This window comes from Luteibacter sp. dw_328 (assembly GCF_018449605.1).
In the GTDB taxonomy this organism is placed as follows: Bacteria; Pseudomonadota; Gammaproteobacteria; order Xanthomonadales; family Rhodanobacteraceae; genus Luteibacter.
Window position 1 is genome coordinate 199,056 of sequence record NZ_JAAVUW010000003.1, and the last position, 26,546, is coordinate 225,601.

The following is a 26,546-nucleotide window of genomic DNA, read 5'->3' on the forward strand; positions in this document are numbered from 1 at the left end:
TGATTCCTTGAAGGGTCAGCCGACCGACTGCCGGCTGCCGAAAGCATGGGCGAGCGTGCCGCGGTCGACGAATTCGAGTTCGCCGCCCAGGGGCACACCATGAGCGAGACGGGTAGCGCGAATGCCGGCGGCCTTCGCCAGCTGACCGATGTAATGCGCCGTTGCTTCGCCTTCGACCGTCGGGTTGGTGGCGATGATCATCTCGGCGACATCACCCTCACCCAGTCGCTCGACGAGCAGGGGCAAACCGAGCTCGTCCGGTCCCAGGCCATCCAGCGGCGAGAGGCGCCCGAGCAGCACGAAATACTGGCCGCGATAACCCGTCGCCCCTTCGATGGCAGCGAGATCGGAGGGCGATTCCACGATGCAAAGCACCTGCGCGTCACGACTCGAGCTGGCGCAGAGCGAACACACCGGCGTCTCGCTGAAGTTGCGGCAGCGCGTGCAATTGCCCACGTCGCGCATTGCCGACTCCAGGGCAGCAGCCAGACGCAAGCCGCCCTGCCGCTCGCGTTCGAGCAGCTGGAAGGCCATGCGCTGGGCGCTCTTCGCACCGACACCCGGCAGGCAACGCAAGGCATCGATCAGTTCGCCGAGAAGGCGGGAGCCGTTAGTCATCGTGTGGCGTGACCGCTCGTCAGAACGGCATCTTGAAGCCGGCGGGCAAGTTCAGCCCGGCGGTGACGCCACCCAGCCGCGAGCGGCTGATTTCGGCGATCTTGTTCACGGCATCGTTAACGGCTGCGGCGACCAGATCCTCGGCCATCTCCGGATCGTCCGCAAAAGCCTGGCGATCGATGTGCACCGAGCGCACTTCGTGGCCGCCCGACATGGTCACGGAGACCAGACCACCACCGGCGGTACCGGTGACTTCCGTCTTGGCGAGTTCATCCTGCGCACGCTTCATGTCTTCCTGCATGCGCTGGGCTTGCTGCATCAGCTGACCAATTTGACCTTTCACGTTCCTGGCTCCACGGGTTTGATCGATTGCGGAATGACGCGCGCGTCGAATTCGCGCTTGAGCGTCTGTACGAAGGGGTCGGTCTCCATCGAGGCGACCGCGTTGGCCTGTGCGTCGACCTGCGCCTGGGCCCGGCGTTCCGCCGGGGTACCCAGATTGCCGTGATCGGCAATGAAGCGGATGCGAATGCGTCGGCCGAGCGCCTGGGACACCTTTTCTTCCATCTGACTGGTGAGCGGCTCCACGGCCAGATGCATGTGCGAAGGCAGTAGCGCCAGCACCATGCCTTCACCGTCGAGCTCACGCAGCGACGAGTTCTGGGCCAGCTGACCGATCGGACCGCGCAGGTTCGCGCGCTCGATCACCTCGTGCCAGTCGGGCATACCATTGGCGCCGAGGGCCAGCGGGCCCTGTGGCGCGACGGGTGCCAGTGCCGGCGCCGGCGCCGCTACGGGCGGAGCCGCGCGGGGCGCAACGGGTGCAGGTGCGGAAGGACGCGCGGCAGCCGGCGCGGATGCGGGTGCAGACGAGACAGGCGCCGGAGCGCGCTGCGGGGCAGCGGCGGCGGGCGCCGGTGCTGATGCTGGAGCACGCGGCGCGGTGGCCGTCGCCGGCGCGGCCACGCGTGGCGCCGAAGGCGCAGCGCCCTGCCCGGCTTCCGCCGGACGGAAAGCGAACATGCGCAGCAGCGCCATCTCGAAGCCGATCCGCGCATCGGGCGCCAAGGGAAGTTCCCGGCGGCCGGTGGTGGCGATCTGGTAGTAGAGCTGGACGTCTTCGGGCGCGAGACGGTTGGCGATGTCGGCAAGGCCGGCGTCCCCCTCTTCTTCGCGATAACCCGGCACCAGCTGGATCAGCTGAATGCGATGCAGCACCGTGGCGAGATCGTCGAGGACGCCGGCGAAATCCGGCGAGTACGACGCGATACGGTCGGCCTCGCCCATCAGCGCGGCGCCGTCACCGGCGGCGAGCGCCTCGACCACGCCGAGCACTTGCCCGCGCTCGACGCTGCCGAGCATGGCGCGTACGTCGCTGGCGCGCACGGAGCCGCCACCGTAGGCAATGGCCTGGTCGAGCAACGACAGTCCGTCGCGCATCGAGCCATCTGCGCCATGGGCGAGCTCACCGATAGCCTCGCCTTCGTATTCGATGCCTTCGGCCGCGAGGATGTGACGCATCTGTCCGGAAATCTGCTCCGGCAACAGGCGCTTGAGGTTGAACTTGAGGCAGCGCGACAGGACCGTCACCGGCAACTTCTGCGGGTCGGTCGTGGCGAGCAGGAACTTCACATGCGGCGGCGGCTCTTCCAGGGTCTTCAGCAGCGCATTGAACGCCGGCTTGGAGAGCATGTGCACCTCATCGACCAGGTAGACCTTGAAGCGCCCGCGCGACGGCGCGTACTGGGCGTTCTCGATCACCTCGCGGACATCGTCCACACCGGTATTGCTGGCCGCATCGATTTCGAGCAGGTCGACGAAACGACCGGCATCCACCGCCGTGCAGACCGAGCACTCACCGCAGGGATCGGCCGATTCGCCCCGCTCGCAGTTCAGCGACTTGGCGAAGATGCGGGCGATCGTCGTCTTGCCGACGCCGCGGGTACCGGTGAAGAGATAGGCGTGATGCATGCGCCCGGAGTCGAGCGCGTTGGTGAGCGCGCGGACCACGTGCTCCTGGCCCACCAGTTCGGCGAACTTGCGCGGGCGCCACTTGCGTGCGAGGACCTGATAGGACATGCGTATTACCTTGGGACGACGGTGGATTGTGCCAAGGACCCGGGACGGGTGAAAGCGCGGCCCGAAAAGCGCGGCCCTCAAAAGGCGATGACCCTGCCAGCCACACCCCGGCACCCGAGTCGTCCGCTACCGTTGCTTCCTTCCGGACCTGGCGGAGTTTACGGACTATCGTCGCGGGGGGACCGACAGGGTCACCATAAAGACGTTTGAAACTGGCGGAGAGAGAGGGATTCGAACCCTCGATACGTTATTAGCGTATACACACTTTCCAGGCGTGCTCCTTCAACCACTCGGACACCTCTCCACTTGTACATCCTCTTTCCCGGCTTCCTGTCCGGCAAAGAAGCGGAAGGATAACTTCAGCGGTGCGGCGAGACAAGGGTGGAACAGAGAAATGGCATCAGCCCGCCGTCGGTCGGGGCGGCTGTGGCTCCGGAAGGGCCACCCGTTCGCCCGGACGAACGATCCGGTACCCGTGTGAGACCAGGGTTTCGCCCTCCTCGACGCTCCCGTAGTGATACAGCGCCAGGCGAGCGCGAACCTCGTCCGGGTACTCCCGCGCCAGGTCGTCCACCCCGGTGTGCGACGGATTGCCGACGACGCCGCAGTCATGGGCGATGAGCTCGCCATGCGCGCCGTGAAGGGCCAGCGCCTCGGGAACGGGGCGGGTATCGCCGGTGTAGACGAAGCTACCGCGCAGGGCGAGGCCGTACGAGGTGCCCTGCACGTGGTGGCGCGTGGGGAACACGTCGAACCACTCGCCTTCGTGCCAGAACCCGCGGGTGCATGGAATCAGGTGAAAAGCCTCCCAGTAGTTCACGCCGCCCTCGGCCAGCGCACCCGGGTAGTCAGCCACCCTGCCCTGCAGCCACGGCAGGAGCGCCGCATGCAGGTATACCCGCGTGCGACCACGCAAGGCTTCGTCAAACCAGAGACGGAAGAACAATCGCTCCATGCCCGCGACGTGGTCCATGTGAACGTGGGTCACGTAGAGAGCCGGCGGCGGCGCACCGTAGGCGGCCACGTAGCGATCCAGGGTGTCCGGTCCGCAGTCCACCAGGAGCAGCGGCCGGTCGTCACGCTCGACCACCACGGCGGATGATCCGAGCTCCACGGCATGCGCGGCGCCAGTTCCAAGGAAGTGCAGGTTCCAGCTCACCCTTTCAGACTCCGCTCGTAATGGTCGATCAGGGCCGGCCAGAGCTCGGCGTCGAAGGTGTCGCCGCCGGCATCGCGGGCGCCGACCTTGATGAGGGAGCGTTTCAGGCGGGCCAGGTTCGCACGCCGCCAGTGCGCCGATGGCCGACGCAAACGGCCGCGATCGAAGTCGATGAGGTAAAGGCCTTGCGGATTGACCAGGATGTTGTGGGCATTGAGGTCCGCATGCCAGGCACCTTCGCGATGGAAGCGGGCGATCAGCTCACCCACCTTCCCTGCGAGGGTCGCGTTGAAAGCACCATCGTTCAGGCGCTCCGCCAGCGTGGCCGCTTCCGGTATGCGCAGGGTGATCAGATCGGCCGAGTAACGCAGCCAGTAACGCACGTAGCGCGACGCCAGCGGCGGCGACACCGGCAGGCCGCGGCGCTCCAGCTCGGCCAGCAGCCTGAATTCACGTACGCTGCGGGTGCGACGCCACCCCGTGAACAGATAGCGGTCTCCGAAGATTCGCGCCACCATGCCGCCTCGGCGGTAATGGCGAAGCACGGCTTCGCCGGCCGGCGTTTCGATCACGGCAACGCCTCCGCGACCGCCGGCCTGCGAGCGCAGGGCATCGCGCTCGCTCCAGTGGGCGGGCGAGAACCAGAGGCTATCGACTTGAGGTGTACGGGCCGCGTCGAACAGAATCGTGCCGCCCGCCGCCTCCGCTACGCGTTGTTCAGTCATTTTCGGGCCGCCCTCCGGCGGCCTCCTATCCGGTGATCCGATCGTGCCCAGTCTAACAAGCCGTCCCCTCCCGCCGGGAGACTCCAGTCTCTGCATCATGCGCACATCCGCGATCGGCGATGTAACGCACGTGACTCCGCTGATCCGGACATTGCAGGAAAAGGCACCGCGGACGCGACTCACCTGGATCATCGGCAAGCTCGAGCGGCGCCTGGTAGGCGACCTGCCGGGCGTGGAGTTCATCACCTTCGACAAGGGCCAGGGCCGTGCGGGCGCTCGCGCCGTGCGCGAGGCCCTCGCCGGCAGGCACTTCGATGCCCTCCTCCACATGCAGGTGGCCCTGCGCTCCAACCTGTTGAGCCTTTCCGTAAAGGCGGACCGGCGCATCGGCTACGACCCTGCCCGTTCCAAGGACCTGCACGGCCTTTTCGTTAATGAGCGTATCGCTGCGCGCACCGGCGAGCACGTGCTCGACGCCATGGCCAGCTTCATCGAGCCGCTCAGCCTGAAGCAGACCGACGTGCGCTGGGACATCCCCGTGCCCGACGAGGCTCATGCCTGGGCAGCGCAGCAATTGCCCGGTGAGGCGCCGACGCTGCTGGTCAGCCCGATGTCGAGCCACACGGTTCGCAACTGGCGGGTGGAGCGCTACGCCGCGCTGATCGACCATGCGATGAGCCGCGGCCTGCGGGTCGTCCTGGTCGGCGGCCCTTCGGAACCCGAGCGCGCCCTCGCCGACAGCATCCTTGCCGCGGTGAAGCAGGCACCAATGGACCTCACGGGCAAGGACACACTAAAGCGTTTCATGGCCCTTCTCGCACGTAGCGCCATGATTCTCACCCCGGATTCCGGCCCGATGCACATGGCGAACGCGGCCGGCGTAAAGGTGCTCGGCCTGCATGCGGCGAGCAATCCGGAGCGCTCCGGGCCCTATTCGGACCGTCGCTGGTGCGTGGATAAATACGACGCCGCATCTCGCAAGTTCCTCGGCAAGCCCGCCTCAGAAATTCCGTGGGGCACGAAGATCGAAAAGGCCGGCGTGATGGACCTGGTCGAAGTCGATGAGATGATCGCGCGCTTCGAAGCCTGCGCAGAACACTTGAAGCTAACCCTCGCCCGGTAACCGGCCCCGTGCTCTGTAACCGCCGTTTGCCCGGTAACGCCGTTTGCCCGGTAGGAGCCGATTCATCGGCGATCCCGCGGCAGCGGGCCAGTTTGGGGCAAGCACCCCATCGCCGATGAATCGGCTCCTACAGGAAGCAGATCCTGCGAGGGTTCGTCAGGCCTGCGGGGCGCGGTAGTCCTGGTAGGACTTCTCTTCGACCAAGGTTGAACCGAGCTTCGTATTGATCTCGCGCTTGATCGCCGCGCGTTCGTCGTTCTCGATGTACACCGAGCGGGCGAGCTGGATGAATTCCTGATCGAAGGCCTGGGCGCGCTCCTTCATGCGGATATCGTCTTCGATCTTCCACAGACGCTGGTTCACGGCGAGAAGGCGCGCGGTTTCGTCGGCGATATCGGTTTCCGACGCCTTGTCGTTTTTCCACGTCGCGTCGAGCAGCTCGAGTTCGTTGCGGACGTTGGCGAGCTTGGCGTCGTCCTTGATTTCCTGCAGCTTGATCTGAAGGATCGTCATCTTGTCGATAAGCTCGCCGTAAGAAACGGGGGTCTGAATCAGGCTCATGGCAAATCTCCGGTCGGTCAGGCGCCGGAGGTTAGCAGTTTTGGGCTGGTCCGACTGCCACCGTAGGCCGCCAGACCCTCCACCAGGTGGTCGAAAACAGTGCGAATACGAAGACTGGTGCGCTGGTCCTCATGCATGACTACCCAGATGGGCAGTGCGATATCCACGGACTTGGGAAGCAGTCGCACGAGTCCCGCGCGTCGACCCAGCGGCACCTGGCAGGCACCGATACCGAAGCCCGCCCGGATAGCGGCCAGCCCTGCAAGATCGTTGTCCGTGCGCAAGCTGAAGAACTCACGCTGGTAAGGCATGCCTGCGGGGCGGGTGGCACGGATATACGGCGTCTCTTCGTCGTAACCGATCAAGGTGTGCCTGGTCAGGTCCGCCAGTGTCTTCGGCCGGCCCGCCGCCGCGAGATAGTCCGCGTGCGCGTAAAGGCCAATGGGAATAACACACACCTTCCGGGCGACCAGCGCATCCTGGTCCGGGGGCGAACTGCGCACGGCGATGTCGGCATCGCGGCGCAAGAGATTTTCCGTGCGATTCGTGGTCGACAGCTCAAACACGATCCCCGGGGAACGTCGATGCATCGCGGCCAGGATTGGCGGCAACACCTCCACGCCATTGACCTCGCTGGCGGTGATGCGCACGACGCCGCGCAACTCGTCCTTCGCGCCTGACGCCGCGCGTAAAGCCGAAGCGGCCGCCGACGCCATCGCTTCCGCGTGAGGCTGAAGCTCCAGCGCGGCATCCGTCGGCACCAACCCGTGCGATGCACGCGAGAACAGCGGCACCCCGAGCGATGCTTCCAGCTCACGGACGTGTCGACCCAGGCTCGGCTGGGTCATGCCGAGTGCGCGTGCGGCGCCGGAAAGACTCCCCTCGCGAAGTACTGCAAGGAAAGAGCGGAACAGGTCCCACGTCAGGTCGCTGGAAGTCATACAAAAATGTATATCACACCCACGCTTTTAGGCAATTCACGTATAGGTCCAAGGGGAACAGACTGCTTCCATTCCCACGGAGCGCACGCCATGCAGACCCCCACGAATCGAACCGCACTCGTCCTTGGCGCCACTGGCGGCGTCGGTGGCGCCACCGCCCAGGCACTTCTGGACAAGGGCTGGAAGGTAAAAGCGCTCACGCGCCGCACCATGCCTGCCGATGGCCCGATCCAGTGGATCAAGGGCGACGCCATGAACGCGGCGGATGTCCTCTCGGCAGCGACCGGGGTCCACGTCATCGTGCACGCCGTGAATCCCCCCGGGTACCAGAACTGGGAAACGCAGGTCCTGCCGATGATCGACCACACGATCGCCGCCGCGCGGGCTGTCGATGCACGCATCGTCATCTTCGGCAGCGTGTACAACTACGGCCCCGAGACCTTTCCCCTGCTCCGTGAGGAAAGTCCGCAGAACGCGCCCACGCGCAAAGGAGAAATCCGCGTTGAACTGGAACGGCGCCTGGAAGCGGCGGCGATTAGCGGCGTGCGCTCCTTGAACCTTCGTTGCGGCGATTTCTACGGACCACGAGCCGGCGCCAACTGGTTCGCCCAGGGCATCGTCAAACCCGGCAAGCCGCTGCGCGTCATGCACTACCCGGGACGGCGCGACCTGGGCCATGCATGGGCTTACCTTCCCGACGTCGGTGCGACCACCGTCGCACTGCTCGATCAGGAAGGTCGCCTGGACACGTTCGAGCGCTTTCATTTCGACGGGCACTACGTCACCGGCAACGCGCTCCATGCTGCCGTGAGTCGTGTATCGGAACACCCCCGCCTGCCGTTGCGCGCTTTCCCCTGGCCCGTGGTCACCCTGGCGTCACCCTTCTCCGAGACGATGCGGGAAGTGCGCAAGATGCGTTATCTCTGGCGAGCACCGCTCCAACTGGACGGCACGCGACTGCACGCGTTCCTCGGATCGGTCCCGTCCACGCCCCTGGAGACCGCCCTACGCGCGACCTTGTCCTCACTGGGCACGCTGGCCGTAGGTGTTTCGCCGCGACTATGATCGGCTGAACGACATCGCGGAGCGCACGCATGAGCCAGCCGTCCGTCCTGATCGCCGGTGCCGGTCCCACAGGGCTGGCTGCAGCCCTCTTTCTCGACATCCGCGGCGTGAAGGCGCGTATCGTGGATTCGGCGCTCCAGGCTGCGCCGCACTCACGCGCGCTGGTCGTCAATCCGCGAACGCTCGACCTACTCGCCGACACCGGTGTCACCGAACGCATGCTCGCCGAAGGCCGTCGCATTCGCGGCGTGCGCTTCCATGAGAACGGCGAGGTATTGGCAACGGTCGAAGCGGCATCGATGCATCCGCGATATGGCCTCACGGTGCTGTCGCAGGAACGCAGCGAAGCCCTTCTGACCGAGGCGTTGCTCGCGCGAAACATCCATGTCGAGCGCGGTGTTCGCGCGGGATGCGTGGGCCAGGATGATGCGGAAGTTCGCGTCGCGTTGAACGGCGCGAGCGATGGCGAAGACGGCTATGCCGCAGTATTCGCCGCGGACGGTGCACACAGCGATTTCCGCAAGACCCTCGAGATAGGTTTTTCCGGCTCCTCCTACCCGGAGCCCTGGCCACTCTACGACCTTCCGCTGGAAACGACACTCGACCTCGATCATGCGCATGTCATGTTCTTTCCGGAAGGCATGATTTTCCTGCTCGCCCTGAACGACGAGATCTGGCGTGTCATATCGAACATGCCCCATCCCCTCGCCAAGTTGCCGGCAGGCACAGTCTCCAGCGAACCGATGTGGGAGTCGTCGTTCCATGTCGCCCACCGCGTCGCCGACCGCTGCGCTATCGATCGCATCGCACTCGGTGGCGATGCTGCGCACGTACATTCCCCGGTCGGCGCACGTGGCATGAACCTGGGCATCGAAGACGCCGCGGCCTTCGCCATGTATTTCGCGGTCCCCGGAGCCAGGCCGATGGACGCGCTGGAGCGCTATCACCGGGAGCGTCATGCCGTGCACAAAGGCGTCGTGCGTCGCGTGCATGCGGTCACGTCCATGGCACGCAGCAGCAACCCCCTCGTGGCCCGCCTTCGGCATGCCGCGCTTCCGTGGGTCTCGCACATGCCTGCACTGAGCCAGCGGATCCTGCGCACGGTGGCAGGGCTCGATCACCCCGCACCCACGCCGTGAGTCAGAGCGAAATCGCGCCCGCCGCATCCAGCAACAGCACCACATTGAGACTGAGCACCACCAGCGCGCCCAGGCTCGCCAGCGCGACGACAGGCCAGCGGTTATGGAACACACCCATGGTGTCGCGCCGGCTGGTAAACCACACCAGCGCAATCATCGGAAAGGGCAACGCGATGCTCAGCGCGACCTGGCTCATCACCAGCGCACGGGTGGCGTCCACGCCGGCGATGACCACGGCGAAGCTCGGCACCATGGTGACGGACCGCCGCAGCCAAAGCGGAATGCGAAAAGCGACAAAGCCCTGCATGATCATCTGGCCCGCCATGGTTCCGACCACCGAACTGGAGAAGCCCGAAGCCACCAGGGAGATCAGGAAAATCGTCGCCGCCGCACCGCCCAGCAAAGGCACGAGGGTCTGATAGGCCGTCTCGATCTTCGCCACATCGGGATGACTTCCGTGAAACGCCCCTGCGGCCATCACGACCATCGCCAGGTTGATCAGGCCGGCGACCGTCAGGGCCAGCACGACCTCGAGGTTGGAGAGACGGATGATCCGTCGCCGCTCGATATCGCTCTTCGGCCGCGCACGCCGTTCGGTAAGGCCCGAATGCAGGAACAAGGCGTGCGGCATCACCGTCGCACCGATAATGCCGACCGCGATCGCCACCGCCGCACCGTCGGGCAGACTCGGCACGAAGATCTGCTGCCCCAGGGATGCCCAGCCCACCGGCGCGACGAACAGCTCGACCAGATACGACAGGCCGACCACGCCGACCAGGGCACCAATGGCCAGTTCGAGCCGCCGGTAGCCCATGCCTTCGAGCAGCAGCAAGGCGTACGTCACGATGCCCGTGATGACCATGCCCACCAACAGCGGCAAATGGAACAGCAGGCTCAGGCCGATCGCTCCACCGAGGAACTCGGCAAGATCGGTCGCCATCGCCGCCAATTCGCTGACCACCCACATGACGTAAACCAGCGGCTTGGGCAAGCGTTCTCGACACAGCTGGGCCAGGTCGCGACCGGTCACGATGCCCAACCGCGCCGACAGGCTCTGAAACAGCATCGCGACCAGGTTGGCAAGAACCACCACCCAGAGCAGCCCGTAGCCGTATCGGGCGCCAGCCTGGATGTTGGTCGCGAAATTACCGGGGTCGATATAGGCCACCGACACGACAACGGCCGGACCGGCGAACGGCGCGAGCCCAGCCAGCCCCGTCCGTCGGCCCTGCAAGACCTCTTGCATGACCTGGGTATCGCGTGCGCGCCTGACTTCGTCTCTCACCGCGACGTCCGAGTGGCGCATGGCGCCCTTGACCGGATTAAGCCCAGCATCGCGTACACGCGACGTTAATGTGTGAAATCCCGCGAGGAACGCTTCGCGGGTCCTCCACACGCGGCAGCCTATATCTCAGGGAGATTCCCGGAGCCGCCATGACCACGATCACCCAACCCGGTCCCCGCGTCAGCGGGTTTTCCGCCGCCAGGCAAGACGACATCGGCTATTGCGTCCTTGCCGACCTGAGCAACCCACCGACCGACCCCTGGCTGCGCCTGTTCGCCGCCCGCTGCGAGGCCGTGTTCTCACGACACACCTCGCCGGATATCCGGTGGGTGGAGAACAAGATCTGGTTCCGCGTGCCTTCACCGGATCTGGTCGGCGAATATGCCCGCCTGATCGTCGAGGCCGCCACCGGCGCAAGTGCGGATTACGACGAGGAGCAGCGTCGCGAAGCCGAGCGTGCGGACGAACTGGCGCGCAAGTCGCACGACCTCGACGACCTGCTGAACCAGGTGAACGCGGCACTCCCCGAGTGGGCGGAGGTGGGCGACCTCGCAAGCCAGGGGAAAGCGACGGGCTGATAGGTTGGGGTGAGAACCGACTCACCAGGCTTACCCCATGCACCTAGTTCGGATCGCGCTGCTGGCAACGGCCTTCCTCGTCGCTCGCCCCGGCCACGCCGCCGAGCCATCGCCAACCGCCTCGGGCTCGCCTTTCAGCATCAACCTGTGGCCCGGGGTGCCTCCCGGCGCCAGCGGACCCCGCGGCCCGGAGCGGGTCTACACGTCGGGCAGCCACGCGGGCGCCGTGTCCAACGTCAGTGTGCCGCGCATCGAGATCTACACACCGCCACACCCCAACGGCACGGCCGTGATCGTCATCGGTGGCGGCGGTTACGCGCGAATCGGCATGGGTCAGGAAGTGATGCCGACGGCGACCTGGCTGCAGACGCAAGGGATCACGGCAGTGGTGCTTTACTACCGCCTTCCAGCGGACCATTGGCCTGCGGTCGCGCCATTTCAGGATGCACAACGTGCCATCCGTGTCCTTCGCGCGCATGCACAGGACTTCGGTATCAACCCGGCGCGTATCGGTGTGCTCGGTTTCTCTGCCGGCGGAAACCTCGCCGGCATCGCCGAAACGCGCTCGGCCGCGGCCTTCTATCCCCCTGTAGACGCGACCGACCGGCTCTCGGCACGACCGGATTTCGCGGCCCTGCTTTACCCGGTGATCTCGCTGGGGCAACCCTATGACACCACGCGCTCGGGTCGCGAGTTGTCCACCCAGGCGGACTCGGTACAGGCGTATTCCGTGCAGCTGCACGTGACCCCGAGGACAGCACCGACCTTCCTCGCCCAGGCCAAGGACGATCCCATCGCGAACATAGGCAACAGCCTGATCATGTACGACGCGCTGAAGAAAAATGGCGTCGAGGCCGAACTCCACGTGTTCGACAAGGGCGGCCACGGCTGGGGAATGGGTACGCCGGGCTCTGAGGTTGCCGCGTGGCCGAACTTGTTCGCCCTCTGGGCACGACGCAACGGTTTCCTGTGACGCTCCTCACACATACGGGCTAAAGACCGGGCGACGCTCGCCGATCCTTTCAGGGAGAGCCCGGAGTCGAATCGCCATGCCTGTTCAGCACGCCCGCCACGTCAACCTGCAGACCGTCCTGTCCCAACTCGAAGCCGAGGGCATCGTTGGCTATGCCGAACAGGCCGAGCACTTGGGCAATGTCACCGAGGGACGGCTCGCCGCCATGGCCCAGGGCGGCCCCATCGACATCCTGTTTGCCCAGCACGTGGAGTGGGCCCTGCACCGGCGGCGCGGCTGGATGGACGAGCTGCACGAGAACGATCCGCTGGAAGTTTGAGGGCAAAAAAAGGCCGCCCGCAGCTCCTTTCGGACGCTGAAAGGTTATCGAAAGATTCTACGAAGAGACTCCGGACTCGTCCCCGCGAAGCTCCCCCCCATGATTGCCCTGCAACGGATTGTTCAGAGCTTCCGCCAGCGTAACGACTGGCAGTCGCGCCGCTCCGCCCGTGTCTACGCGGCAGGGTACGCGGCGCGTTGTCTGCTGGCGCCGCTTCGCCACCTGCGCTGGCTTAGCCTGCTGCAGAGCCATCCTGCCCTACGCGAGGCCACCCGACGCGATGGACGCCTGGTCGAGCGCTGGCAGCACCGTTTCATCAGCCGCCGCTTCGGTGCACGCAAGCGTCTCGATGCGCTGATGGATCACTACCGCTTCGTGAGTTCAGCGCTGCCCGAGGGCCTGCTCGAGCGCATGATCGCCGACGGCCAGGTCGTGCTCGCCGAAGCTGCCATGAAGAACGGCGAGCCGCTTCGCGTGCTGATCATGCCGCCGACCCGCAAGGGTTGCGAGGGCGAATTGAACATTGCCCTGGCGACTGCCGACAGCACCCTGCTCTTCTCGGCCACGATCACGGTACTGCCCTCGACCGGCGAGCTGTTGGTCGGCTGCCTCCAGGGCCCCAACACCGAGGACGGCCAGGAGCGTGTGCGCCTGGTCACCCGGCAGTGCCATGGCCTGCGCCCGAAGAATCTGCTGCTGTCGCTGCTTTATGGTTTCGCTGCCAGCCACGGGTTGCCGCGCCTGCGTGGGATCAGCAACGACGGGCACGCACGTTCGGGGCGCATCAAGGCCAGCTACGACACCTTCTGGATCGAATCCGCTGGTGTGCTCGCGCGCGACGGTTTTTTCGATCTGCCCTCGACCGAGCCGGAACGTAGCGAACTGGAAGTCGCCAGCAAACATCGTTCGGCGTTCCGTCAACGCGAGGTGCTGCGTCGCGAGCTGGTGGCCAGCACGATGTTCGCCCTCGGTTTGCCGACACTCGAGGCGCTCATCGCCGGACGCGACGAAAAGCTTCGCGCGGCCTGAGTTTTCAGGCGACGCGGGTTTTCAGTCCAGGCGAATCCCTCAGCCCACGCGGTTCTCGAGGCGGCCGATTCCCGTGATGTCGATCTCGACGAGATCGCCCCGACGTAATGCCGTGGGAGGGCTTCGCCCGATGCCGACGCCTTCCGGCGTACCGGTGGCGATGATGTCGCCAGGCATGAGGGTGATACCTGCCGATATCGTTTCGATAAGCCTCGGAATATCGAAAATCAGGTCGCGCGTATTCGCGTGCTGCCGAAGCTCGCCGTTCACCCGGCAGGAAAGGTCCAGGGCCGCGCCATCGATCGCGTCAGCCGTGACAGCAAACGGTCCCATCGGCGCAAACGTGTCGAACGATTTGCCGAGGAACCACTGCTTGTGTCGCTTCTGCCAGTCGCGTGCCGTCACGTCGTTGATGATGGTGTAGCCCCAGACATGACGCATGGCGTCGGCACGCGTGATGCCTCGCCCACCGACGCCGACGATCACGGCGAGCTCGGCTTCGTAGTCGAGGAAGTCAGTGACTCCCTCCCCTGACCAGATAGCCGAACCGTGGCCGATCACACACTCGGGCGCCTTGGTGAAAACGATGGGATCGGTCGGCAGCTCGTCGGGCGCACCGGTGTGCCCCGCGTCGAAGCCACTACTGGCGAACTCTTTCGCGTGGGCCGCGTAGTTCTTGCCGACACAGAAGATGTTGCGTCGGGGTCGTGGGATGGGCGCCAGCAACACGACGTTTGCGAGGGCGACGCGCGGGCCTGTCGCCTCGGCGGTACCCGCGAACAGGTCGTGCAGGTCGGACACCAGTCGGCCCCCGGCCGTCAGCGCCGTGACCGATAGACCGTCGTTCGAGACCAGGCCCACATGGACTTCGTCCTCATGGCGATAGGTGGCGTACTTCATGGGATGTCGAGCCTCCGGTGTGCCATTGACTTTCTATATGATGTATTTACACTATGCGTATGCATCAGTCCATCTCTGTCACCGACCTGCCCTGCGCCTGCACCACGATGCGTAAGGCTACCCGTGCCCTGAGCCGCCTCTACGACGACACCCTGGCCCCGCTGGGGGTCACCGTGGCGCAGTTCGGCGTCCTCAAGGCTATCTGGCGCGAACCGGACGTGGCGTTAAGCCGCCTGGCCGATGAAATGGTCATGGACCGCACGTCGCTCTACCGCATGCTCACCCCGATGACCTCGGCGGGCTGGATTGCCATCGCCTCCCCCACGAAAGGCCGGGCCAAGACGGTTGCGCTCACGACAGAGGGACAATCCCTGCTTATCAAGGCGCGCCAGCTCTGGGACGACGCGCAGACCCGCGTGGTCGGGACCTACGGCGCCGAGCGCTGGCAGGTACTCGAAAGCGCGATTTCCGAACTGACCCGACTCAGTGTCGGGCTCAACGCCTGATCCATCGTCTGCTTCACCCCTACGGGAGATTCCCATGCCCTTCGTACGCATCGACCTGCTTCGCGGCAAAGACGCCGCCTACCGCAGCAAGTTGGGCGAGGCCGTCTACGACGCCCTCACCTCCATCGGCGCCCCCAAAGACGACCGCTTCCAGGTCATCGCCGAACACGAGCCCGGCGGCCTCGTCTTCGACCGCACTTACCTCGGCATCGACCGCAGCGACAATTTCGTCGCCGTACAGATCACCATGAGGGAAGGCCGCACCGTCGAGCAGAAGAAAGCCCTGTTCGCCGCCATCGTGAAAAACATGGTCGCCTCCGTCGGCATACACCCCCAGGATGTCTTCATCAACCTGGTCGAAAACGCAAAAGAAAACTGGTCCTTCGGCAACGGCGAAGCCCAATACGCCTAGCAACCTGCTCGGTAAGCGCCGACTCCTGCTCGGTACACGCCGACCCCTGCTCGGTAGGAGCCGATTCATCGGCGATGGGTGCTCGCGACAACCGTCCAATGGATACCACCATGCCAACGTATATCGTCCGCAGCACCCTGACTGATCTCAACGCCACAACCAAACACCGCATTGCGAAAGCCATAACAACTGCCCACACCGAAATCACCGGTGCCAACACCTACTTCGCCCAGGTCGTCTTCGACCACGCCCCCGGCGAAGACTGGTTCATCGGCGGCGTACCGTTAGAACGCGACACCCTCTTCGTCCACGGCCACGTCCGCAGCGGCCGCACCGATGACCAGAAGCGAACGTTAGTCGAACGCCTCGTCCGCGACGTATCGAATGCATCCGGCCTGCCGACGCAAGGCATCTGGGTATACCTCAGCGAAATCCGCCCCGGCCTCATGGCCGAGTTCGGCCACGTGCTACCCGAACCCGGCGAAGAAGCCGCATGGTTCGACGCCCTGCCCGAAGACGATCGCCGCATGCTCGCCGCGATGGCGGAACGCGCGCGCTCTTAAAGCCCGCGCGAAATCCACACCGCCTCATTCACCGCATCGATAACCACCTGCGGCTTGTCGTACTGAATGTAATGCCCCGCATCGGGAACGATTTCGTTCACACCACGGGTGGACATAGCCGCTACACGCAGGTGAAGACCTTCCCACGACAGCGTCTTGCGGTTGCGCTCATTCTGCGATTCGCCAGTTCGCGTAGGAAAGGGAGAATGCGTGAGCACGATGATCGGCATGTCGCCGAAATCGCTACGGGTCTTTCGGGTCTCGTCCGCGCTGGCGTAGAAGACGTTCTCTCGCTCGGACGCGACTGCCGCCTGCCACTTCTCCGTGGCGCCATAGGTCGCCTGCGCCTGGTTGATCGCCGGACTGAAGTGCGGATCGTTGGTATCGCCCAGGCACTTCTCGAACATCTTTGTGCCCGGCGTGAGCCCCTGCCGGGCCGCATCGATACACGCGTGCTGGTCTTTCAGATACTGGTCGTATTTCTCTTTGTCGCCCGGCGCGCTCAGCGCCCAGCCTTCGGCCGATTGGTCTTCGTGCGAGCCCTCGACGATGACCATGCCAACGACGTCATCGCGGTACTTGTCCGCGTACACGCGGACATTCATGCCAGCCAGCGAATGCCCAACCATGACATAGGGTGGCTTTATACCAGCAGCCCGCAGCAAGGCATGGAGATCTTCGGCCTGATTGACCGGCGTGGAAGGTCGCCGCGCAGCATCGCTGAAACCCAGGCCTGCGCGGTCGAACGAACAGACGCGCGTCGTCTTTGCCATCGCCGGCTGGACCATCGCCCAGGAGACCGTCGAATCGCCCATGCCCGCATCAAGAACCACCGTCGGCGAACCGGACCCAAGGCAGTACAGATTGAGCCGCTGGCCAGCGCCGATGTCGACCAGCCTGGCGGGCCGCGTATAGACCACATCATCGATCACAGCGGCCGTAGGGAGCTTTGCCTGCGCGAAGCACGAAGCCGAGCCCGCGAACAGGCAGAGTACCGCGATCAAGTTCTTCATCCGTGCTCCCTTTAGAAGCGCCCCCTGTGGGCGCGCTGATTCTTCCTTCGGTCCCGCTCGTCGTCAACGAGCATGCGGCAGACCGGTCGACGAGAGTCTCTCCACCATCGCTGCTTGTAGAAAATCGATGAACCGGCGAACGCGCGGTGGCTGGAACGTATTCGCGTGATACATCGCGTGGATCGGTGACGGCGCGGACCATTCCGGCGCGTTCAGCAGCACCAGGCGCCCTTCGCGAACGTCGTCGGCGACCGCCCATTGCTGCCGGTACGCGAACCCATGACCGCGAATGGCCCACTTGCGGATGACCTCGCTATCGGTGCACTCGTGATAGCGACGCACTCGTATCGTCGCGTTACCCAGGCGCCACTCGTCGCGCGGGCCAGCGTTCGTCGTCAGCACCAGCGTAGGAAGGTCGACAAGATCCTCGGGCCGCGTCGGCATGCCATGAGTCGCGACGCACGCCGGCGAAGCACACACCACGCGACGACTATCGACCAGGTGCCGCGCAACCCATGAGCTGTCCTCGAGCGGACCGACGCGAATCGCGACATCCACGTCATCGGGCACGAAGCGCGAAATCGAATCGGCCAGCGAGAGAACGATGCGCACGCCTGGATGGATCGCCATGAACCCATCGAGGATATTGAGCAGCAGGTTGCGACCGAGATCCGAGGGGGCTGAAATTCGCAGCGTGCCGCTTACCGTATCCGTGCCGCTACGCACGGCGCGCTCACCCTCTTTCATCGCATCGATCGCAATGCGGCAGTAGCCCAGGTAAGTACGGCCTTCGTCCGTGAGGCGAAGCTGCCTCGTCGTTCGCTCGAACAACCGGGCACCCACCGAGGCCTCGATCCGCTGGACACACGCGCTGGCGGCGGCCGGAGACAGACCCGCGCGGCGCCCAGCCGCCGACAGGCTACCCAGATCGGCGGCGTCGACGAGCAGCTGCATGTCGCTCAGGCGATTCATGGCCTCGATAATCTTCAAATAATAATTGAAGGTCAATGAAGAACCAGGCCAATTATCAAATGCGAGGCCGGCGGCGAGGATGACCCCACCCCCCTCAACCCAAGGCTTTCCTGCCATGAAGCGCCCTTCCCTGTTCGCCCTCGCCTCCGCCCTGGCTTTCGTCACCGCACCGCTCGGGGCCCTCGCCGCTGACGCCGCATCGTCCGGCCCCGGGGTCCTCGAGGGTGCCTGGAAGCTGGTCCGTTGCGACAACGTCTACCCGGACGGCCATCGCGTCGAGCTTTACGGACCGAATCCCGAAGGCCTGTGGCTCATCGATGCCCGGGGCAACTACATGATGGATATCGTGCGGGCAAACCGCATGCCCTTCGCGGTCAACGACAAGTCCAAAGGCACGCCCGAGGAATATCGCGCCGCCTCCTTGGACTTCAACGCACACTACGGCACGGTCAGCGTCGATGGTATGACCATGCACAGCCACATCGCGCAGGCATCGTTTCCGAACTGGGATGGCAAGGGAGGCGACAGCAGCTTCGTCATCAAGGGTGACGAACTCACGTACACGGTGGCAAAGCCGTCGAGTGGTGCGGCGGAAGGCGCGCATGGTGAGGTGGTCTGGCGGCGCGTTCATCCCTGAGGGCGCGCGTCCCGTCAGAGAAGCCGGATACCGAACGGCTTGACGCATGCGGCAAAAACCGCGAAGCACACGATCGTGATAACCGCACTGAGACCCAGTGCGGGCCAGAATCCGAACCGTGCGAGCAAGGCGGGAAACGCCAGGAACATGGGTAATGTCGGCACCACGTACCAGAAGGTGTACCAGGCGTGGTTGGCAATCTTCTCGGCGGGCTGCTTCTCGACATAGAGCCACGTGAGCGCGAGTAGCGTGACCAGCGGCAAGGAAGCCAGGAGCGCTCCAAGACGGTCGCTACGCTTCGCCACCTCGGACACCGCGACCACCACGGCGGCGGTGATCAGGTATTTGGTGATGATCCAGTACATGACACCCCCGTGGAATCGACGCAACCAAGCAGCCTGATCAGGCGTGGTTTGACAGTGCAGCCCACAATAGCGAAACGCCGGAACAAAGAACCAGCGCATCGATAAGATGAGCATACCGATGGCCGGGAATCCGGCTGAGGATGCCCTTGCCGATAAACGTACCGATCATCAGTGAAGCACCCACGATGAGCCCCTGGACGACGATCTCCCCGGACAGCGCACCGGCTTCCCGGAACGTGGTGACCTTGCTGAGGTACAGCGCAAGGGCCGTCATGGCTTCCGTGCCGAGGAACGGCCCGCCCACCAGACCGTAGGACGTGAACACGGGAACGCTCAGCGGCCCTGTCGACAGGACGAGCCCCGTCAGGAAGCCGATAGCCGCCCCGCAAAGGGAGAGCGCCCAAAGCGGCATCGGCCGGGACGAAGGGCGAAGCCGGCGGAGCGCCAGCATCGACAGGAAGAAGAACCCAAGCCCTGCGTCGATCCATCGCGGCGGCAAGGCAAGCAACGTACGCGCGCCAAGCGCGGCAGCAGGAACCCCCGGAGCGGCGTAGGCCAGCACGGCCTTCCAGTCGATCTCCTTCCACCAGGCAATAACGCGCGAAAGGTTGGCGATCACCGCCGCGACGGCCATGACCGGTACGGCGTGCTTCGGCCCGAACTGATACGTCAGTGCGGGAAGCAGCATCAACGAGGAGCCGGTTCCGATGACGCCGCTGAGGCAACCCGCGACAAGACCGACGGCAAGGACGAGAAGGAAGGAAGTCAAACGGAACCGGCATGCTCAGAAGAACGGTGATTCTAGCCTTTCAGCGAGAATCACCGGCTCCCGAGACATCTCACCACTGGTTGTCGTCGTCACCACCGCCGCCGGACGAGCTGTCGTCCCACGAGCTGTCGTTGTTGCCCATGTCGATCGGGTCGTCGCGGAGATCGTCGTACGCCTGCGCAGAAGGATCCGGCTGCGACGACGAATCCGGACCCAGATTGCCGAAGCCGCTCGCGCCTGCGTTGCGCGTTTCGTCACCATCGCGATGGGAACGCAGCGCCTCATCGAGCAGCGCACCGGCGGCCAGGCCACCCAGGCCGGCCGCGACGGCCGTGCCTACGCCCGAAGACGGCGGCGGCGCATAGCCCGGATTGCCATAGCCGGGATTCCCGCCATAAGGCTGACCACCGTTCATGGGCGGCGCCGGCGAATAGCCGTTGCCGAACTGGTTGTTCGGATTCTGCCGGCGGCGCATCAGGAAGAAAATAATGAGGACGAGGATCACACCCCCGATCAGCCAGCCCGTCATGTGCGACTGGCCACCAGCTTCGGTACGGGCAGCCGGCTGGGGCTCAGTGAAACGCGCGGGAGCCACCGCCGCGGGCCGGGCGGAAGGCGGCGCGAGCGCGGCATCCAGCTCGTGCTGGAAGTGCTGGAACTTGGCCGGGTCCGTGAACTTGGTCGCCGGGTCCAGGGTCGCCGCCTTGGTCGCCTCGGTCTTCGCTTCTCCGATATTGCCTTCATGGGCAAGGACTTCGGCGAGGATGTAGTGAGCCTTGGCGCTCGTCGGATGCTCGGAAATCGTTTGGCGCAGCGCGGTTTCCGCACCGGAGTAGTCACCGCGGGCGATCAACGCTTGGATGTCCTTCGGGGTGTCTTCAGCGCTTGCCGCGACGGACGTGAGGGCCAATAGGACTAACGTGAGAATCGGCTTATGCATGACGTTCTCGGAGCTCAGGAAGACGCTTAGTGTCATGCGTCCGTCGAGAGTTTGCGAGCCGCAAGAAAATGCTGTTCAGCGTGGATTTCTTCGTGGGTAACGTAGCGCCGGTACCCTGCTCCCACACGGTGAGACGAGTTATCACCGTGTGCGCCGCCTCCGGGAGACCGAGACGGTCGGTAGCGTCGATTTCGGACAAGCCCTCGGGACTTCCTACAGGTAGTCGCACTCGTCTCTCATTGAGCTCCTGCGTTGACTCTATTTTGAGCCGCGGGTGCGGTAGGCGTCACGTTAGCCGGCACTCCGGAAGTCCACACGATGTGCTTATCGACAAGGGTCCAGATCCCTCCGGTCCCGGCGGCGATTCCGCCAAGGACGATCACCATGCCCCACAGCCTGTTTTTCCATTGCATGAGATCTTTCACGTCGACACTCACATTCGCGACAGTGGCTTTGAGATCAGTGATGTCAGTGCTCACGCCGGCGACGCGTTGCTCAAGACGGGCCTGCGAGCTTGTGATCTGGACAAGCATGCCGACGACTCCCTGTCCTTGCTGCATCAGAAGATCGTCGCGCAACACGTCGTCCGAGAAACTCGGAGGCCGGTTATTCACAGTTCCGCCGGTATGCATGCGTAGCCACTCCTTCCAACCAAATGTTGCGCGAGACCCGTACGCGCGCGTGCAGAAATCGAACAGTGCGCTTGTGCCGAAAAGCTTACGCTGGTGATTGTTGGCTCGTCTATCAGGCAATGCTCACAATGCATTGAAGGCGCGATGCGACCCTAACCGCTGAGCACTTTCGCAATCACGCGCAAACGAACGACGGAACCTGATTGCGGTTACCGGGCTGTCTGCATCCGTCGCAGATACGGTAGACGAACCGGGGCGACAGCTAACTCTGAGATGTTTCTTGGCCGTGCAACCCGGCGCGTGCCTTCGCGTGCCGGTGCATGGGGCTGACGCTCACCCTCGTCCTCAACCAGGCCACCCGGCGCCCGGCCACGGGTAGCCGTGAGACCTCGCATGGGGAACCCCCATGGTGAGCTGAGCCTCCGACCGCGCCTGATCACACCCTCAGAACGCCACGACCATGTGCGCCGAGAGCATCTGCGCCTGGTCGTGCTGACCCCGCTCGTAGTCGTAGCCGAGCTTCAGCGACGTATGCGCCGAGAGCGCTGCATCGACGCCGACGTTCAACACGCCGCTGTACCGCGACACGCCGATGCCCACGAGGGGCTGCCATTGCTGCAGACCGACAAAACTGGCGTCGAATGCGTCGCCGTGCGATGCGAGGGTCCGTTGAAACTGCGCACTCGCGCTGAAGTCGATCCACCGGCCTCCGTCGAGATTCCAATGATGGGCTGCGCGCAGGCCAAGACCGGCCTGCCAACGATCCAAGGTCTGCGCGTCGGCGCGCAAGCCGAAGCCGCTGCCGCCCTGCTCGGCAAAGCCGCCTCGGTCTATGCTTGCGTATTGCACGTTGACGAAGGGCATGACGCGGCTGCCGGCCCAATTCAGATGCAGGCCGCTCTCGCCGTAGGCCACGTTGTAGTTGCCGCTGTAGTCGGTGGAGACACTCTGCGTATTCGTGCCCAGTAACAGGTGGCGGTTCACGTCCTGCTGGAAATGACCGAAGCCGACGCGTCCCTGGGTGTACCAGTTACCGTTGAGCCAGCCGGCGTAGAGCATGCCTTCCGTACTGCGGCTGCGGTTGTGGTCGTAGCTCTGATCCAGTTGCTGCTGCCCCTGACTCTGACCGAAGGCAAAACCCGCCACGCCGGAGCTGCCGATCTTCTGATCGCTACCGACCAGCCAGCCGTTCAACTGAAAACCGACGCCGTCATACCCTGCCCGGCCCATGTCGCCACCCGCGCTGAGGCTATGGGTCCACATGCCGTAACCCACGTTCTTGCCGAGCAGATCGTCGAAGCGGTCCGCCAATGCGCGATTGGAGGCATCAATGGCCTCGAAGGTTAGCGCCGCGCTGGCCGCGTGCAGCTGACCCGACAGGCTCTGCAAGGAAGCCTGCGCCGCCTGGAGGGTCGGCGCCTGCTGGAACTGTCCCGCCGCACGCATGAAATCGTTCGACACGCTCGACGCGTCGCCGGCAGCGATCTTGTTGTCCAGCTGGACAAAGGCACTCTGCACGCGCTGTGCGCTGTTGAACGACACCGGCGTGTAGTTCACGCCATTGCCTGCGGCCGCCGTCGTCACGTTAAGGCCGGTGGTATCCAGCCACGCGTTTTGGGCGTCGTAGTTGATGGTGGTTGACGTAAACACGACACCGGTGTCTTTCACCAGGTGACCGAACGTGCCGGTGAGACCGCCGGTGGCAGTGAGTACATTCGTGTGCGCGTTGCTGACGTAGCCGCTGTCGGCGCCAGTGATCTCAAGCGTGCCCCCGTTGAGCACCGCTGTTCCACCGACCGCGAGCTTGCTTCCCAGGCTCACCGCGAGCGTGCCGGTTGATAACTGGGCGTAATTGCCACCGACGACCGTGTCACCGCCATGGATGGGCACCTTGCCGGCATTGGTGAGGTTGCCGCCGACACCGGCGACGCCGGGGTGCAATGTCGCGCCTGTGTAACCGTCCAGAAGGCCCGCCTGGTTCACCGTCACGTCGCCCGGCAAGGCATGGAGAGACAACACCGAGCCATTGTTGATCGTCGTGCCTCCGGTGTACGTGTTCTGCCCATCCATGATCAACTCGGCGGCACCATTCTTGGTGACCGATCCCGTTCCGACGATCGATCCAGTCAGCAGTGTCAACGCGCTGTTGAAGACCAGGGAACCGTTGTCGGTTATGCCTGTCTCGAGCGGGTAAAAGCCCGTATCGGCACCCGGTACATCAGCTGTGTTGTCGATCTGCAGCGTGCCGCTCTGGATCAGGATGTGCGTCGGCGCAATGTCGTTATTCTTGATTACGAGGGTCAGGACGCCGGTGCCGGCTTGCACCAGGGTGCCGTCGTACGCTTCCGAGTGCATGCTCGAAATGCTGCCGTCGAAGGTCACGTTGTCGCTGCGGTCGAAGACGACGCTGCCGCCGTAGATGGAGACATTGCTGCCTTGGCCCAGAGAGCCTACCGTACCGCCGTTACCGATCTGCAGGGTGCCCCCACCCATGGTGACACTGACTGGCTTGAGATCGTCGTTGTCGATGATCCATGTGCCACTGCCTTGCGACAGACGGCCCGCAAAAGTCGTCTTCCCGGTCACTGCCTGCGAATACAGCTGCGTCGTCCCTACACCACCGCTCAATTGCAGTGACGAGGTGGAAAGCGAGCCGATGTCGAGATCGCCATGAATGGAACTGCCGGCGGACAGCGTCACGGCGTTCGTCGACGTGGGAAACATCTGCACGTTGCCGATGATGGTGCCCGCATTGTTCAGCGTCAGGCCGCCGTCCAACGTCTGAATGGTCTGGCTGTTGGAGGAGACGAAGATCGCGCAATTGCCTGCACCAGCACAGCTTCCGCCTGTGGTTCCCGTGGTCCCGATGGTGGATCCGACGCCGTTAGTGACGCTGCCACCGTGTTGCAGATAGAGCGCCGTCGTTGCGCCCGAGATCGTCGCACCTCCGGTATTGCTTATCCTCGCGACATCACCCGTCACCTGAATCGCCATGCCGTTTGCAGAAGTGATCGCGCTTCCGGCACCGTCGTTCGTGATGGTGCCGCCATTTTGCATTTGCACGGCACCGGCGCCGCCGACGATGGTCGCGCCGCCCGAATTCTGGAGACCGCTCCCCTGAAGTTCTTCCCTGATGGCGACGCCACCGACCGAGCGAATGATGCTACCGACGCCGTCATTCACGACGGAACCGCCATTGCCCAGATCGATACCGATGTCCCCACCCTCGATCGTTCCGCCGCTGGTGTTCTTGACCAGGCTGGGCCAGCCCTGAAGCGCGACGCCGATGTGGTTACCCCGGATGCTTCCACCGTCATGGTTCAACACCGTGGGAGGCGTGTGGTAAGTAAAGCTACCGTCGACGCCGTCATTCACGTTGCCGCCAATCACGCCTGCATTGTCCAGAATGGCGTACGCCTGCATGACAATGCGATTGGATAGAGCGACGCCGTGATCCACTTTCAATGTGTACGCGGAATTGAGCGGATCGTAGAGGCCGTCGGTGCCCACGGTGATATCACCGGTACCCAGCGATGCTCCGGGAACCAGCTCCAGGGTGCCGGCATTCACCGTCGTGCCGCCGGTGTACGTATTGGCGCCGGTGATCGTCAGCGTCCCTTTGCCCGCCTGAACAAGGCTGCCGCTGCCACTGACGACGCCGTTGAACATCACGTTGTCGCTGCGGTTGAACGCCAGCGACGCGTTATCCGTCACGTCGCCCAGGATCGAGCCGGACGTGCCGCCGTTGCCGACCTGCAAGGTGCCACCACTGATCGTGGTGCCCCCGGTGTATGTGTTGTTGCCCGCCAACGCCAGCGTACCGGCGTCGGTCTTGACCAGGGTGGTGCTGCCGTTGAGCACGCTGCCGATGGTGGCTTTGTAGCTCGCACCTGCCGTGCTGCCGTCGCCAACGCGGATGATCGACTGAGTGGGGTCAGCCGCGCTGCCGGCGAGGTGTATCGCGTCGCCCTGAATCACAAAGCCATTGACGGCGAACTGCATGCCTTCGGCGTTGACGTTGCCATTGCCGTCATTCACCGTCACCGTCCCCGGTGCACCCTGGAAGACGGCGAAGGAATTATCGCTGTAGGAGGCATTGACGGCACCACCCGCGTCCGTCCAGTTGTTACTCGAACCGCCTGCCTCCCAGTTTCCGCTACCGCCATCGATCTTGTTGTTCGATTTGGGGCCGGTCGCGCCGTCCCAGAAACTGAAGGTCATGCCCTGCGTATCGACCAGATTGACCTGCTGCGCAACGCCGGTCTGCACCGCCCACCCCGTGGACGGCATGCTGCCGAGCACCAGGCCGTTATCGACCAGGATGCCGTCGTAATTGAACAGACGGTGCACACCGGGACCCAGGTTGCCACCCGAGGCGACGTCGACATTCAGCGTACCGTCGAGCGTGAGGTTGCCTTTGACGTTGATGAGGTCACTGGGCTGTGTGCCACCCGAAGCCTGGCCAAAACCAAAATTGAGCACTGAGCCGGAAGACAGGCCGAGATTGCCATTGATGGTAAGCGTGCCGATCGCCCCTTTGTCACCCGGCGACAGTGTTCCGCCATTGGCGACGTTGACGTCGCCACCCAACGTGCCATTGCCACCGAGCGTCGCGCCATTGGCGACGGTGGTCGCACCCGTCGCGGCAGACTGATCGCCGTTTACGTAAAGGGAACCCGCGTTGACCTGGGTCGCGCCACCGTAGCCGTTGCTCGCAGTGAGCGTCAGTGATCCGTTGCCGAATTTGCTTATGCCGCCTGTGCCCGCGACCCGGTAGGCGAAGCTGATGTCGTCGGAGCGGTCAAAGGCCAGCGTTCCGTTGTCGAGAACATCGCCGACGATCGAACCGGTCGTGCCACCGTTGCCGATCTGCAGGGTGCCACCGCTGATGGTGGTGCCGCCGGTATACGTATTTGCACCGGTCAGCGCCAGGGCGCCGGCACCGCCCTTGATCAGATTGATCGAGCCGCCGACGTTATCGGGAAGGATGGTGACGTTGTTGGCGCCGACGTCGATCTCGCCGCCGGTGAAGCCGGTCGCGCCTGCGGGCGGCGGCGCTGTGGACTTGACGTTGCCGTTGCCGCCACCCCCGCCGCCACAACCGGACAGTCCGAGTGCCAGGGCGACGGCCAGCGCCAGCGCGCATGGCCTGCCCCAGACACCCACAGGCCTACGATCGGGTGTACCCACACCGCGCAATGCATCCATGACATTCCCCTGTTGTCACAATATCTTGCCGCAAG

Annotated in this window: 27 protein-coding genes, 1 tRNA gene and 1 other RNA gene; 11 read left to right on the forward strand and 18 right to left on the reverse strand. The window is 64.3% G+C overall.

Going from position 1 to position 26,546, the window contains the following annotated elements; all coding sequences use genetic code 11:
* Positions 1-15 precede the first annotated feature (15 nt).
* From recR to HB634_RS08615, 7 genes are all read right to left on the reverse strand, one after another.
* Positions 16-618, reverse strand: coding sequence for a recombination mediator RecR (recR, locus tag HB634_RS08585; RefSeq protein WP_063573111.1), 603 nt, complete (start codon positions 616-618; stop codon positions 16-18).
* 19 nt (positions 619-637) lie between these two features.
* The gene (locus HB634_RS08590) at positions 638-961 is read right to left on the reverse strand and encodes a YbaB/EbfC family nucleoid-associated protein (RefSeq protein WP_063573112.1); all 324 of its coding nucleotides are present in this window, start codon (positions 959-961) and stop codon (positions 638-640) included.
* Positions 958-2,697 carry a DNA polymerase III subunit gamma/tau gene (gene dnaX, locus HB634_RS08595; RefSeq protein WP_213948295.1) on the reverse strand — a complete coding sequence of 580 codons (1,740 nt, stop codon included), beginning with the start codon at positions 2,695-2,697 and terminating at the stop codon, positions 958-960. The genes HB634_RS08590 and dnaX overlap by 4 nt, the downstream gene beginning before the upstream one ends.
* 91 nt (positions 2,698-2,788) lie before the next feature.
* Positions 2,789-2,885, reverse strand: an RNA gene (ffs, locus tag HB634_RS08600) — signal recognition particle sRNA small type.
* Positions 2,886-2,910: 25 nt separating this feature from the next.
* Positions 2,911-3,001, reverse strand: a tRNA-Ser gene (locus tag HB634_RS08605).
* Positions 3,002-3,097: 96 nt separating this feature from the next.
* Positions 3,098-3,856: an MBL fold metallo-hydrolase gene (locus HB634_RS08610; RefSeq protein WP_213948296.1), complete on the reverse strand. Its 759-nt coding sequence runs from the start codon at positions 3,854-3,856 to the stop codon at positions 3,098-3,100.
* The gene (locus HB634_RS08615) at positions 3,853-4,581 is read right to left on the reverse strand and encodes a 3-deoxy-D-manno-octulosonic acid kinase (protein WP_213948297.1); all 729 of its coding nucleotides are present in this window, start codon (positions 4,579-4,581) and stop codon (positions 3,853-3,855) included. The genes HB634_RS08610 and HB634_RS08615 overlap by 4 nt, the downstream gene beginning before the upstream one ends.
* 97 nt (positions 4,582-4,678) lie before the next feature.
* Here HB634_RS08615 and HB634_RS08620 point away from each other — a divergent pair, with 97 nt between their 5' ends.
* Positions 4,679-5,704: a glycosyltransferase family 9 protein gene (locus tag HB634_RS08620; protein WP_213948298.1), complete on the forward strand. Its 1,026-nt coding sequence runs from the start codon at positions 4,679-4,681 to the stop codon at positions 5,702-5,704.
* Positions 5,705-5,860: 156 nt separating this feature from the next.
* On the opposite strand, the gene HB634_RS08625 is transcribed toward HB634_RS08620, so the two are convergent.
* On the reverse strand, positions 5,861-6,265 hold the full coding sequence (locus HB634_RS08625) for a DUF6165 family protein (protein WP_063572601.1): 405 nt from the start codon (positions 6,263-6,265) through the stop codon (positions 5,861-5,863).
* A gap of 17 nt (positions 6,266-6,282) precedes the next feature.
* A complete protein-coding gene (locus tag HB634_RS08630; RefSeq protein ID WP_213948299.1) occupies positions 6,283-7,206 on the reverse strand; it encodes a LysR family transcriptional regulator in 924 nt (307 codons plus the stop codon).
* A 90-nt stretch (positions 7,207-7,296) separates the two neighbouring features.
* Here HB634_RS08630 and HB634_RS08635 point away from each other — a divergent pair, with 90 nt between their 5' ends.
* On the forward strand, positions 7,297-8,271 hold the full coding sequence (locus HB634_RS08635; protein ID WP_213948300.1) for an NAD-dependent epimerase/dehydratase family protein: 975 nt from the start codon (positions 7,297-7,299) through the stop codon (positions 8,269-8,271).
* Positions 8,272-8,300: 29 nt separating this feature from the next.
* A complete protein-coding gene (locus HB634_RS08640) occupies positions 8,301-9,410 on the forward strand; it encodes an FAD-dependent monooxygenase (RefSeq protein WP_213948301.1) in 1,110 nt (369 codons plus the stop codon).
* Between the two features lies 1 nt (position 9,411).
* Here HB634_RS08640 and HB634_RS08645 read toward each other — a convergent pair whose 3' ends face one another.
* Positions 9,412-10,716 (reverse strand): Nramp family divalent metal transporter, encoded by a 1,305-nt coding sequence (locus tag HB634_RS08645; RefSeq protein WP_213948302.1) that lies wholly within the window; start codon positions 10,714-10,716, stop codon positions 9,412-9,414.
* Positions 10,717-10,844: 128 nt separating this feature from the next.
* Between HB634_RS08645 and HB634_RS08650 the strand changes: the two genes are divergently transcribed.
* From HB634_RS08650 to HB634_RS08665, 4 genes are all read left to right on the forward strand, one after another.
* Positions 10,845-11,273 carry a hypothetical protein gene (locus tag HB634_RS08650; protein WP_213948303.1) on the forward strand — a complete coding sequence of 143 codons (429 nt, stop codon included), beginning with the start codon at positions 10,845-10,847 and terminating at the stop codon, positions 11,271-11,273.
* A 37-nt stretch (positions 11,274-11,310) separates the two neighbouring features.
* The gene (locus HB634_RS08655) at positions 11,311-12,246 is read left to right on the forward strand and encodes an alpha/beta hydrolase (protein ID WP_213948304.1); all 936 of its coding nucleotides are present in this window, start codon (positions 11,311-11,313) and stop codon (positions 12,244-12,246) included.
* A 76-nt stretch (positions 12,247-12,322) separates the two neighbouring features.
* On the forward strand, positions 12,323-12,565 hold the full coding sequence (locus HB634_RS08660) for a hypothetical protein (RefSeq protein ID WP_063573751.1): 243 nt from the start codon (positions 12,323-12,325) through the stop codon (positions 12,563-12,565).
* 99 nt (positions 12,566-12,664) lie between these two features.
* Positions 12,665-13,594, forward strand: coding sequence for a DUF535 family protein (locus HB634_RS08665; RefSeq protein ID WP_213948305.1), 930 nt, complete (start codon positions 12,665-12,667; stop codon positions 13,592-13,594).
* Positions 13,595-13,633: 39 nt separating this feature from the next.
* Here HB634_RS08665 and HB634_RS08670 read toward each other — a convergent pair whose 3' ends face one another.
* The gene (locus HB634_RS08670; protein ID WP_213948306.1) at positions 13,634-14,494 is read right to left on the reverse strand and encodes a fumarylacetoacetate hydrolase family protein; all 861 of its coding nucleotides are present in this window, start codon (positions 14,492-14,494) and stop codon (positions 13,634-13,636) included.
* A gap of 59 nt (positions 14,495-14,553) precedes the next feature.
* Between HB634_RS08670 and HB634_RS08675 the strand changes: the two genes are divergently transcribed.
* The 3 genes from HB634_RS08675 (at position 14,554) to HB634_RS08685 (ending at position 15,975) form a co-directional block, all read left to right on the forward strand.
* Positions 14,554-15,000, forward strand: a complete 447-nt coding sequence (locus tag HB634_RS08675; protein WP_082879266.1) for a MarR family winged helix-turn-helix transcriptional regulator — start codon at positions 14,554-14,556, stop codon at positions 14,998-15,000.
* Between the two features lie 34 nt (positions 15,001-15,034).
* Positions 15,035-15,412: a tautomerase family protein gene (locus tag HB634_RS08680; RefSeq protein WP_213948307.1), complete on the forward strand. Its 378-nt coding sequence runs from the start codon at positions 15,035-15,037 to the stop codon at positions 15,410-15,412.
* A 110-nt stretch (positions 15,413-15,522) separates the two neighbouring features.
* Entirely contained in the window at positions 15,523-15,975 is a 453-nt protein-coding gene (locus HB634_RS08685; protein WP_063573444.1) for a tautomerase family protein, read from the forward strand.
* Here the strand turns inward: HB634_RS08685 and HB634_RS08690 are convergent.
* The gene (locus tag HB634_RS08690) at positions 15,972-16,988 is read right to left on the reverse strand and encodes an alpha/beta hydrolase (RefSeq protein WP_213948308.1); all 1,017 of its coding nucleotides are present in this window, start codon (positions 16,986-16,988) and stop codon (positions 15,972-15,974) included. The genes HB634_RS08685 and HB634_RS08690 overlap by 4 nt on opposite strands.
* 63 nt (positions 16,989-17,051) lie before the next feature.
* Positions 17,052-17,960 (reverse strand): LysR family transcriptional regulator, encoded by a 909-nt coding sequence (locus tag HB634_RS08695; RefSeq protein WP_213948309.1) that lies wholly within the window; start codon positions 17,958-17,960, stop codon positions 17,052-17,054.
* Between the two features lie 115 nt (positions 17,961-18,075).
* Between HB634_RS08695 and HB634_RS08700 the strand changes: the two genes are divergently transcribed.
* A complete protein-coding gene (locus HB634_RS08700) occupies positions 18,076-18,597 on the forward strand; it encodes a lipocalin-like domain-containing protein (protein ID WP_063572187.1) in 522 nt (173 codons plus the stop codon).
* Between the two features lie 14 nt (positions 18,598-18,611).
* On the opposite strand, the gene HB634_RS08705 is transcribed toward HB634_RS08700, so the two are convergent.
* The 5 genes from HB634_RS08705 to HB634_RS08725 all read right to left on the reverse strand — a co-directional run bounded on the left by HB634_RS08705 (position 18,612) and on the right by HB634_RS08725 (position 26,511).
* Positions 18,612-18,962: a DUF3147 family protein gene (locus HB634_RS08705; protein ID WP_063572188.1), complete on the reverse strand. Its 351-nt coding sequence runs from the start codon at positions 18,960-18,962 to the stop codon at positions 18,612-18,614.
* 37 nt (positions 18,963-18,999) lie between these two features.
* On the reverse strand, positions 19,000-19,731 hold the full coding sequence (locus HB634_RS08710; RefSeq protein ID WP_063572189.1) for a sulfite exporter TauE/SafE family protein: 732 nt from the start codon (positions 19,729-19,731) through the stop codon (positions 19,000-19,002).
* 70 nt (positions 19,732-19,801) lie between these two features.
* Complete coding sequence (locus tag HB634_RS08715) at positions 19,802-20,671, reverse strand: bacterial transcriptional activator domain-containing protein (RefSeq protein ID WP_213948310.1); 870 nt, start codon at positions 20,669-20,671, stop codon at positions 19,802-19,804.
* A 236-nt stretch (positions 20,672-20,907) separates the two neighbouring features.
* The gene (locus HB634_RS08720) at positions 20,908-21,303 is read right to left on the reverse strand and encodes a hypothetical protein (RefSeq protein ID WP_063572191.1); all 396 of its coding nucleotides are present in this window, start codon (positions 21,301-21,303) and stop codon (positions 20,908-20,910) included.
* A 444-nt stretch (positions 21,304-21,747) separates the two neighbouring features.
* Positions 21,748-26,511, reverse strand: a complete 4,764-nt coding sequence (locus HB634_RS08725; RefSeq protein ID WP_213948311.1) for an autotransporter domain-containing protein — start codon at positions 26,509-26,511, stop codon at positions 21,748-21,750.
* Positions 26,512-26,546: the final 35 nt, after the last annotated feature.

Excerpts from the sequence above, each read along its gene's own strand:
- HB634_RS08715 (WP_213948310.1), bottom strand. The coding sequence starts at position 20,671 with ATGCATAAGCCGATTCTCACGTTAGTCCTATTGGCCCTCACGTCCGTC.
- HB634_RS08625 (WP_063572601.1), bottom strand. The coding sequence starts at position 6,265 with ATGAGCCTGATTCAGACCCCCGTTTCTTACGGCGAGCTTATCGACAAG.
- HB634_RS08630 (WP_213948299.1), bottom strand. The coding sequence starts at position 7,206 with ATGACTTCCAGCGACCTGACGTGGGACCTGTTCCGCTCTTTCCTTGCA.
- HB634_RS08635 (WP_213948300.1), top strand. The coding sequence starts at position 7,297 with ATGCAGACCCCCACGAATCGAACCGCACTCGTCCTTGGCGCCACTGGC.
- HB634_RS08670 (WP_213948306.1), bottom strand. The coding sequence starts at position 14,494 with ATGAAGTACGCCACCTATCGCCATGAGGACGAAGTCCATGTGGGCCTG.
- dnaX (WP_213948295.1), bottom strand. The coding sequence starts at position 2,697 with ATGTCCTATCAGGTCCTCGCACGCAAGTGGCGCCCGCGCAAGTTCGCC.
- HB634_RS08620 (WP_213948298.1), top strand. The coding sequence starts at position 4,679 with ATGCGCACATCCGCGATCGGCGATGTAACGCACGTGACTCCGCTGATC.
- HB634_RS08685 (WP_063573444.1), top strand. The coding sequence starts at position 15,523 with ATGCCAACGTATATCGTCCGCAGCACCCTGACTGATCTCAACGCCACA.
- HB634_RS08700 (WP_063572187.1), top strand. The coding sequence starts at position 18,076 with ATGAAGCGCCCTTCCCTGTTCGCCCTCGCCTCCGCCCTGGCTTTCGTC.
- HB634_RS08655 (WP_213948304.1), top strand. The coding sequence starts at position 11,311 with ATGCACCTAGTTCGGATCGCGCTGCTGGCAACGGCCTTCCTCGTCGCT.
- HB634_RS08645 (WP_213948302.1), bottom strand. The coding sequence starts at position 10,716 with ATGCGCCACTCGGACGTCGCGGTGAGAGACGAAGTCAGGCGCGCACGC.
- HB634_RS08615 (WP_213948297.1), bottom strand. The coding sequence starts at position 4,581 with ATGACTGAACAACGCGTAGCGGAGGCGGCGGGCGGCACGATTCTGTTC.
- HB634_RS08705 (WP_063572188.1), bottom strand. The coding sequence starts at position 18,962 with ATGTACTGGATCATCACCAAATACCTGATCACCGCCGCCGTGGTGGTC.
- HB634_RS08640 (WP_213948301.1), top strand. The coding sequence starts at position 8,301 with ATGAGCCAGCCGTCCGTCCTGATCGCCGGTGCCGGTCCCACAGGGCTG.
- recR (WP_063573111.1), bottom strand. The coding sequence starts at position 618 with ATGACTAACGGCTCCCGCCTTCTCGGCGAACTGATCGATGCCTTGCGT.
- HB634_RS08675 (WP_082879266.1), top strand. The coding sequence starts at position 14,554 with ATGCATCAGTCCATCTCTGTCACCGACCTGCCCTGCGCCTGCACCACG.
- HB634_RS08650 (WP_213948303.1), top strand. The coding sequence starts at position 10,845 with ATGACCACGATCACCCAACCCGGTCCCCGCGTCAGCGGGTTTTCCGCC.
- HB634_RS08720 (WP_063572191.1), bottom strand. The coding sequence starts at position 21,303 with ATGCATACCGGCGGAACTGTGAATAACCGGCCTCCGAGTTTCTCGGAC.
- HB634_RS08665 (WP_213948305.1), top strand. The coding sequence starts at position 12,665 with ATGATTGCCCTGCAACGGATTGTTCAGAGCTTCCGCCAGCGTAACGAC.
- HB634_RS08695 (WP_213948309.1), bottom strand. The coding sequence starts at position 17,960 with ATGAATCGCCTGAGCGACATGCAGCTGCTCGTCGACGCCGCCGATCTG.
- HB634_RS08680 (WP_213948307.1), top strand. The coding sequence starts at position 15,035 with ATGCCCTTCGTACGCATCGACCTGCTTCGCGGCAAAGACGCCGCCTAC.
- HB634_RS08690 (WP_213948308.1), bottom strand. The coding sequence starts at position 16,988 with ATGAAGAACTTGATCGCGGTACTCTGCCTGTTCGCGGGCTCGGCTTCG.
- HB634_RS08660 (WP_063573751.1), top strand. The coding sequence starts at position 12,323 with ATGCCTGTTCAGCACGCCCGCCACGTCAACCTGCAGACCGTCCTGTCC.
- HB634_RS08725 (WP_213948311.1), bottom strand. The coding sequence starts at position 26,511 with ATGGATGCATTGCGCGGTGTGGGTACACCCGATCGTAGGCCTGTGGGT.